This is a genomic window from Mesorhizobium sp. M7A.F.Ca.CA.002.15.2.1 (assembly GCF_003998715.1).
In the GTDB taxonomy this organism is placed as follows: domain Bacteria; phylum Pseudomonadota; class Alphaproteobacteria; order Rhizobiales; family Rhizobiaceae; genus Mesorhizobium; species Mesorhizobium ciceri.
Map to the genome: position 1 here is coordinate 1 of NZ_RZPI01000216.1, position 7,991 is coordinate 7,991.

7 protein-coding genes are annotated in these 7,991 nt (G+C 61.3%); 2 read left to right on the plus strand and 5 right to left on the minus strand.

All coding sequences use genetic code 11. The annotated features are described in order from the left end of the window. From ENZ74_RS14305 to glmM, 4 genes are all read right to left on the minus strand, one after another. The coding region (locus ENZ74_RS14305) for a phosphoserine transaminase (RefSeq protein WP_127312824.1) at window positions 1–1,035 on the minus strand (1,035 nt) is incomplete at its 3' end. A gap of 200 nt (window positions 1,036–1,235) precedes the next feature. After that, window positions 1,236–2,075, minus strand: a complete 840-nt coding sequence (locus tag ENZ74_RS14310; protein ID WP_318011902.1) for an outer membrane beta-barrel protein — start codon at window positions 2,073–2,075, stop codon at window positions 1,236–1,238. A gap of 225 nt (window positions 2,076–2,300) precedes the next feature. Next, entirely contained in the window at window positions 2,301–3,137 is an 837-nt protein-coding gene (locus ENZ74_RS14315) for an outer membrane protein (protein ID WP_013529156.1), read from the minus strand. 249 nt (window positions 3,138–3,386) lie between these two features. Beyond that, window positions 3,387–4,739 carry a phosphoglucosamine mutase gene (glmM, locus tag ENZ74_RS14320; RefSeq protein ID WP_013529155.1) on the minus strand — a complete coding sequence of 451 codons (1,353 nt, stop codon included), beginning with the start codon at window positions 4,737–4,739 and terminating at the stop codon, window positions 3,387–3,389. Between the two features lie 368 nt (window positions 4,740–5,107). Here glmM and ENZ74_RS14325 point away from each other — a divergent pair, with 368 nt between their 5' ends. Together ENZ74_RS14325 and ENZ74_RS14330 are read left to right on the plus strand one after the other, a co-directional pair. After that, window positions 5,108–5,944 carry a hypothetical protein gene (locus ENZ74_RS14325; protein ID WP_127312825.1) on the plus strand — a complete coding sequence of 279 codons (837 nt, stop codon included), beginning with the start codon at window positions 5,108–5,110 and terminating at the stop codon, window positions 5,942–5,944. A gap of 242 nt (window positions 5,945–6,186) precedes the next feature. Next, complete coding sequence (locus tag ENZ74_RS14330; protein ID WP_013529153.1) at window positions 6,187–6,639, plus strand: hypothetical protein; 453 nt, start codon at window positions 6,187–6,189, stop codon at window positions 6,637–6,639. Between the two features lie 246 nt (window positions 6,640–6,885). On the opposite strand, the gene ENZ74_RS14335 is transcribed toward ENZ74_RS14330, so the two are convergent. Further along, on the minus strand, window positions 6,886–7,991 hold a 1,106-nt coding region (locus ENZ74_RS14335), incomplete at its 5' end, for an AAA family ATPase (protein WP_127312827.1).

Below are 7,991 nucleotides of genomic sequence, written 5' to 3' on the forward strand. Positions count from 1 at the left end.
ATCATAGGCGACGCCTTCCTTGTCGAGCACCGACACCAGCCCCTTGGCGAAGGCCGCCTGCCCGTCGGCGTCGAGCGCGGACACGTCCGGATCGGTGAAGGACAGGCAGACGGACGTGTTCGACCGTGTCGCCGGCTGGACGGCGAGATGACCGAGCCAGGAGGACTTGCCGACAAAGCGATCGAGGACGGCCGCATTGGCATCCGCCCTGGCGATCAGCGCGTCGAGGCCGCCGGTCGACTTCGCCCAGTTGAGCGCATCGAGGTAATCCTCGACGCACAGCATCGAGGGCGTGTTGATGGTCTCGCCCTTGAAGATGCCTTCGATCAGCTTGCCGCCTGAGGTCAGGCGGAAAATTTTCGGCAGCGGCCATGAGGGCTTGTAGGTTTCCAGCCGCTCGACAGCGCGAGGCGACAGGATCAGCATGCCGTGAGCGCCCTCGCCGCCCAGCACCTTCTGCCAGGAGAAAGTGACGACATCGAGTTTTTCGAAGTCGAGCCTCTGCGCGAATGCGGCGGAAGTCGCATCGCAGACGGTCAGGCCCTTGCGGTCCGCGGGAATGAAATCGCCGTTCGGCACGCGAACGCCCGACGTGGTGCCGTTCCAGGTGAACACCACATCGCGGTCGAAATCGATCTTGGTGAGATCAGGCAGCTCGCCGTAGCCGGCTTCGATCTTGCGCACGTCGGCGAGCTTCAATTGCTTGACCACGTCGGTGACCCAGCCGGAGCCAAAGCTCTCCCAGGCGACCATGTCGACGCCGCGCTCGCCGAGCAGCGACCACAGCGCCATCTCGACCGCACCGGTGTCCGACGCCGGCACGATGCCGATGCGGTAACCCGCCGGGACCTGGAGAATCTCCCGCGTCAGCTCGATCGCCTGTTCGAGCTTGGTCTTGCCGATCTTGGCGCGGTGGGAACGGCCGAGCGCAGCATTTCTTAGCGCCTCGACCGACCAGCCGGGGCGCTTTGCGCAGGGACCTGAGGAGAAATTGGGGTTTGCCGGACGGAGTCCGGGCTTCGTATGCGTCGTCATCGTGGTCTATCCTTCCAGATAGTGGCCCCTCGTTGGGGAGGGGTGGCCCACGGACGGCGATATTCGTTCGGGCTTCAGGCGTCAAGAGGAAAGTTTTTGTCGTTGCCGGGATACCGGCGATCCCCGATCAGGATGTCGTGACTTCAAACGCAAACGACGGACCCCATGATCCGCCGTGCTGGTCCTCGTACTCGCCGCGCCTACCAGAGATCGTAGCGCAGCCCGACCTTGACCTGATGATAATCGAGGCCCTTTTTGAACTCAGGGTTGCCGACAGCGTCTGCTGTCACGTATTTCGCGGAAGGCAGAGCCGTGTATTGATAGCCGACATCGACTGCAACATTCTTGCTGACCTGATAAGCAAAGCCGGCGCCGAGCGTATAGGCGAAGCTGAACTGCTTCTCCGACTGCGTCGTCCCATCATAGCCGTTTGGATCGTCGCATTCAAAGATGGTCGTGGTTGTACCTGATGTTGTCGATGAATTCTGACAGTTGCGAGCGCCTTGAGCGTACTTGTAGGTGCTGTACGCTATGCCGACACCGCCTCCGACATAGGGCGTGAAGCCGACATAAGTGCCCAGGTCGACAAAGGCGCTGGCCATCACATCGTAGGCCTTGTTGTTGCCGTCGTTGGAGCCTTCGCATCCACGGGTGCTTGGGCCGGCGAACGCGCTTGTGCTGCCACCGCTGGTGACAGTCACCGTCTGCGTTCCATCGCAAGTACTGTCGAATTTGCTGGCGAATTTGCTTGTCGGCAGCAGACCGAAATTCAATTCACCACGGAAGTAATCGTTGAAATGGTAGCCCATACCTATCGAACCAGACAGCGGGCTGGTATCCGTAACCAGACCGGCCGGAGTTTCCGAAAATTCATAGGGCTTGTTGAAGGCATAGCCGAGATCACCGCGCAGATACCAGCCGGAGCCGACCTCGACCGGGACGTAGTCGGGCGCCTGGTCGACATAGATCGGCGGATCGTAGTCGGCCGCGTGCACCGGCGTCAGCGGCAGGAGGGCTAGTGCACCGAGCGCCAGCGCCATACGCGATGTAAGTTTCATGGTCCCCGACTCCCGAATTTGGCGCAGCCCGCAATCGCAGCGGCAGCCATCGTTTCAAGGAGCATTGTTAACCATAGTGGTTAAGTGGCGGTTAAGGCTAACAGAGCGTTAGCGAATTCATTTCCCCTGTCGATTCCAGGCGGCCAACGAAAAACCGCCCGGCTGAGGCCGGGCGGTTTGTGAAGAATTCAAGTAATGTAGATGCTGTTACTTGGTGTAGATCGGCTCGGGTTCGGGCTGGTAGGCAACGACCGGCGCGGCGCAACCGTTGTTGCCACCGAACTGGTAACGCAGGCCACCGCGCACTTCGTGTGTGTTGATGCCACGATCGAAGCCGGGACCGGAGCTGGTGATGTTCCAGTCGAACATGCGGCCGCCCTGGATATGGGAGAAGCGGTAGCCGGCATCGAGAATGATCTTGTCGGTCAAGCAGTACGAAGCGCCGGCCATCAGACCGTAGGCGAAACGCCAGCTTGATCTGCCGGGATTGAACTCGGTGGTGTTCGGGTCGTAGACATCATCCCACTTGACGCGGGCGCCGCCGATGCCGGCGCCAACGTAAGGCGTGATGCCATGGTAGGTGCCGAGATCGACATAGGCGTTGGCAAGCAGTAGCAGGGCGCTCATCTTCGATACTTCGGTCGAAGTACCGTTGATATCCGAGGTGCCGCCGTTGAAGTTCGACTTGAACCAATAGTCGGCGGTCAAATCGGTCCGGAAGTGATCGTTGATCTTGTAGCCGACGCCGGCGCCGAGCGAGAAACCGCCCTTGAGCTTGCCGAAATCGAAGCTTCTGGTGCCGGGCGTAACCGTACAGTTACAGGGATCGACGGTGTAGGTCATATAGTCGATGCCGCGCACGGTCGACTTGTGATAGTCGATGTCGCCACGGATATACCAGCCGCCGACTTCTACCGGCTGCTCGTAGACGGCCTGAGGCGGAGCCTCTTCGACGATCGGTTCCGGCAGGTCGGCCGCGAACAACGGCCCCGCCAGGCCTGCGAACAGTAAGGCGAGCAGGGCCTTTCTTGCTGTCTTGAACATGCTTGTCACCCCTGAGAAGCTCGGAACGGCAAACCCGCCCGAAATGCGATTGGCTTTCAGTCGTGGATAATGAATTGCAAAGGTTAAAAGGCGTTTAACCCTGTTGCTTAACCACGAATCTCGAAACTTCTGGGGACCGGCGCGAGATTTCCGAACAGCGAACAGACTGGGAGCCGACAAGAAAAAGCCCGCCGAGAGGCGGGCCTTGGACAGGTTCAGGCGACGACGTCCTGCCGGGCGCTGTGGGGGTCAGGCGGCGCTGCGCGTTTCCGAGATGATGTCCACGATGCCATTCACCACGGACTCGACCAGTTGCGGGTCGTCGCCCTCGGCCATCACGCGGATCAGCGGCTCTGTCCCGGATGGCCGGATAACCAGCCGTCCGGTCTTGCCGAGCCGGCTACGCGCGTCTTCGATGGCGGCCTTGACCGGCGCCTCCTCGAGCGGCTTGCCGCCGGAAATGTGAACGTTCTTCAGGAGTTGCGGCACGGGTTCGAATTTCTTCGACAGTTCGCTGACCGGCCGGCCCTGCCGCTTGATGCAGGCCAGCACCTGCAGCGCCGAAACCAGGCCGTCGCCGGTGGTCGAAAAGTCGGACAGCACGATATGGCCCGACTGTTCGCCGCCGACATTCAAGCCATGCGCGCGCATATGCTCGACGACATAACGGTCGCCGACCTTGGTGCGGTGCAATTGCAGCTTCATGTCGCCGAGGAAGCGTTCGAGGCCCAGATTGGACATGACGGTTGAGACGACACCGCCGCCGGCAAGCCGCCCGCTCTGGTGCCAGGATTCGGCGATCAGCGCCATGATCTGGTCACCATCGACGATCGCGCCGTTTTCATCGACGATGACGACGCGATCGGCGTCGCCGTCGAGCGCGATGCCGATATCGGCGCGCACTTCGTGCACCTTCTTTTGCAGGCCGGCCGGGTGGGTCGAGCCGCATTCCTTGTTGATGTTGAAGCCGTTGGGCTCGACATTGATGGCGACGACTTCGGCGCCCAGTTCCCACAGCGCCTCGGGCGCCACCTTGTAGGCCGCGCCATTGGCGCAATCGACGACGATCCTCAAGCCCGCGAGCGACATCGAGCGCGGCAAGGTGCGCTTGGCGAATTCGATGTAGCGGTCATGCACGCCGTCGACGCGCTTGGCGCGGCCAAGCCCGTCGGAGTCGGCGAGCGCCAGTTCGATATCCCTGTCGAGCATGCTCTCGATGCGCTCCTCGATCTCGTCGGAGAGCTTGTAGCCGTCGGGTCCGAACAGCTTGATGCCGTTGTCGTAATAGGGGTTGTGCGAGGCCGAGATCATGACGCCGATATCGGCGCGCAGCGAACGCACCAGCATGGCGACAGCCGGCGTCGGGATCGGGCCGAGCAGGAACACGTCCATGCCGGCGGCACAAAGACCGGCGACCATGGCATTCTCGATCATATAACCGGAAAGCCTGGTGTCCTTGCCGAGCACGACACGATGTCGATGGCTGCCGCGCTGGAAAGAAAGGCCGGCGGCCATGCCGACCCGCATCGCGATTTCAGCGGTCATCGGAAACTTGTTGGCGCGTCCGCGAATGCCGTCCGTGCCGAAATAATTCCCTGCCATGCCAGTCAGCTTCCTCGACGTTTCTTCCCCGGCACGTCATGCCACAAGTGGCCAGGGCGCTATGATCACATTGTGTGATTATACGTTACCAATCCTTAGAAAACCATTGTTGTGCACTGCACACAACGTGGCCGCAACCTGACATGCCCAGACTGCCATGCTGCAATATACAAGTCATTCGAGCCTTTCAGCGCGGATGCACCAGGAAAATCTTGCTCTGAACCAGGCAACGGACAACGATTTCATCACCTTATCGGGAGAAGCCGATTTTCGGCGATATATACGCCACTTAGCATCTGGCGCAACCGACCGTTGAGCGTTATTGATTTGCAGGGACGTATCATGGGCTGCTGCAACGGAGAAACGCTATGCTCATCCACCGACTTGCCACTTTGACCGGCCTCGCCGTCGCGACCTTGTTCCTGGCCGCGCCAGCCAACGCACTGACGATGGCCGAGTGCAGCACGAAGTATAACGCCGCCAAGGATGCGGGGACACTGGCCGGAGCGACCTGGAACCAGTTCCGCAAGGCTCAGTGCGGTACCGACGCCGCAGCGACGACCGACGCCAAGCCGGCCGATGCCAAGAAAGCGACCGACACCACGAAGGCTGCCGCCGCGGCGGACGACAGCACGGCCAAGGGCCTGACGGCGAAGGAATGCAGCACCAAGTATCAGGCGGCGAAGGCTGCCGGCACGCTGAACGGCATGAAGTGGAACGACTTCCGCAAATCCGAATGCGCCGCCGGTGCATCCGCCGCTGCCGCCTCCAAGCCGGCGACCACCAAGGCCGCCGCGGCTCCCGCCGCTCCCGCAGACAATGGCGGCAAGGGCCTGAGCATGGCCGAATGCAGCACCAAGTATCAGGCCGCCAAGACGGCCAACACGCTGAACGGCATGAAGTGGAACGACTTCCGCAAGACCGAGTGCGGCGCAGCCGCCTCGGATGACGACACCGTGCCGGCCGCCGACGAGGCGAGCTACACCAAGGAGCCGGCGAAGCCGACGACGGCTGCGCCCAAGGGCGTCACCTTCCCGTCCGCGATCTCGCCGAAATATACCAGCGAGACCCCCGGAAAGGGCCGTATGCACACCTGCCTCGACCAGTACTATGCCCTCAAGGACGCCAATTCGCTTGGCGGCCTGAAGTGGATCCAGAAGGGCGGCGGCTTCTACAGCCTGTGCAACGCCAAGCTGAAGAGCTGATCGCTTAGCCATAGTCTCCAAACAAAGGCCCGCGCATCGCAAGATGCGCGGGCCTTTTTTGTTGCGCGAAGACGCACACTGCCTTGCTCGCATCTGCATGTCGCCGGGCTGCCGGCATCATCAATTCGCCTACACTGCCCACCGCCAAGCTCATCGGTAGTCCGTAAAGATTCTGGTTGAACATATAGAGAACAAACCATATACAAAAAGACGTCAAACTTATTATCAACCAGGAGGGTCTTATGCACGGTTTGAAATTGGCGGTATTGGCTGCGACCGCATTTGTCGCTTGGAGCGTCGCCCCCGCAAGCGCACTGACGATGAAGGAATGCGGCGAGACCTATCGAACAGCCAAGGAAGGCGGCACTCTGAACGGCATGGACTGGACGGCTTTTCGCAAGGAGAAGTGCGCGACATCAGCAGCGGACAGTGTCAGCGAGGATACGGTCAAAACCGAGCCGCAGACGAAAAAAGAAACCAGCGCGGCGGTCGCCCCCACTGTAGCGCCCGCGGGCGTGACATTTCCGACCACGCTGGCCGCCGAGTTCAAGACCGAAAAGCCCGCGAAGGCGCGCATGAAGACCTGTCTCCAGGGCTACCATGGCAACAAGGACGCGGGCACGTTGAACGGCCTTCGCTGGATCCAGAAGGGCGGCGGTTATTACAGCCTGTGCAATGCCAAGCTGAAGAGCTGAGCGACAAGACATCTGAAGAAGAGAAGGCCTGCGAACCGCAGGGTTCGCGGGCCTTTTTGTTGCCTTCGAGGGCACGCCAGCGGCGACGTTGCCAATCTCCCCCTTGTGGGGGAGATTGGCTATCACCTAGACTTTCGCCAATCGTCACCGTCGCAGATGCGAGGTCGCGGACAACTCCTCCCCAACGCCAAAAACAAAAAACGCCGCGGAGCAAGCCGCGGCGTTCGATGAAATCGGTGGCCGAACTCAGCTCGACGGCTGTGGTTCCATACCGCCTTCGGGCTCAGGACCCTTCTTGCGGCGGCCGCCGGACTTCGGCACGGCCGAGCCACGACTTGGCGGCGTATCGTCGCCGAGGTCGCGTGCGGGCTTGTGGCCGGCGATCAACTGCTTGATCTCCTCGCCGGACAGCGTCTCGTATTCCAGCAGGCCCTGAGCCAGCGCGATCCATTCCTTCTTCTTCTTGGTCAGGATGGACTTCGCCGACGAATAGGCCTCATCGATCAGGCGGCGCACTTCGGCGTCGATGATCTGCGCCGTTTCTTCCGAGACGTTCTGCGTGCGTGCCACCGAATGGCCAAGGAACACTTCTTCCTGGTTGTCGCCATAGGCGACATGGCCGAGCTTGTCGGAAAAGCCCCAGCGCGTGACCATGGCACGCGCCAGCTTGGTCGCCTGCTCGATATCCGAAGAAGCTCCGGAGGTGATGTTCTCCTTGCCGAACTTGAACTCCTCGGCGACACGGCCGCCCATCATGATGGCGAGCCGCGAGATCATGTATTTGTAGCTCATCGAATAGCGGTCGCCTTCGGGCAACTGCATGACCATGCCGAGTGCACGGCCGCGCGGGATGATGGTGGCCTTGTGCAGCGGATCGGCCGACGGCACGTTGAGCGCGAGGATGGCGTGGCCGGCCTCATGGTAGGCGGTCAGTTCCTTCTCGGCCTGCGTCATGGCCGACGAGCGGCGCTCGGCGCCCATCATGATCTTGTCCTTAGCGTCCTCGAATTCAGCCATGGTGACGAGGCGCTTGTTGCGTCGTGCCGCCATCAGCGCGGATTCGTTGACGAGGTTCATCAGGTCGGCGCCGGAGAAGCCAGGCGTGCCGCGCGCGATCACCTTGAGGTCGACGTTGGGCGCCAGCGGCACGTTGCGCACATGCACCTTGAGGATCTTCTCGCGGCCGACGATGTCAGGGTTCGGCACCACGACCTGGCGGTCGAAGCGGCCTGGCCTGAGCAGTGCCGGATCGAGCACGTCGGGCCGGTTGGTGGCAGCCATCAGGATGATGCTTTCGTTGGATTCGAAACCGTCCATCCCGACCAGCAGCTGGTTCAGCGTCTGCTCGCGTT

Bases quoted from the DNA above. Each gene is read 5' to 3' on its own strand.
- ENZ74_RS14310 (WP_318011902.1), bottom strand. From the start codon at position 2,075: ATGGCGCTGGCGCTCGGTGCACTAGCCCTCCTGCCGCTGACGCCGGTG.
- ENZ74_RS14315 (WP_013529156.1), bottom strand. From the start codon at position 3,137: ATGTTCAAGACAGCAAGAAAGGCCCTGCTCGCCTTACTGTTCGCAGGC.
- glmM (WP_013529155.1), bottom strand. From the start codon at position 4,739: ATGGCAGGGAATTATTTCGGCACGGACGGCATTCGCGGACGCGCCAAC.
- ENZ74_RS14325 (WP_127312825.1), top strand. From the start codon at position 5,108: ATGCTCATCCACCGACTTGCCACTTTGACCGGCCTCGCCGTCGCGACC.
- ENZ74_RS14330 (WP_013529153.1), top strand. From the start codon at position 6,187: ATGCACGGTTTGAAATTGGCGGTATTGGCTGCGACCGCATTTGTCGCT.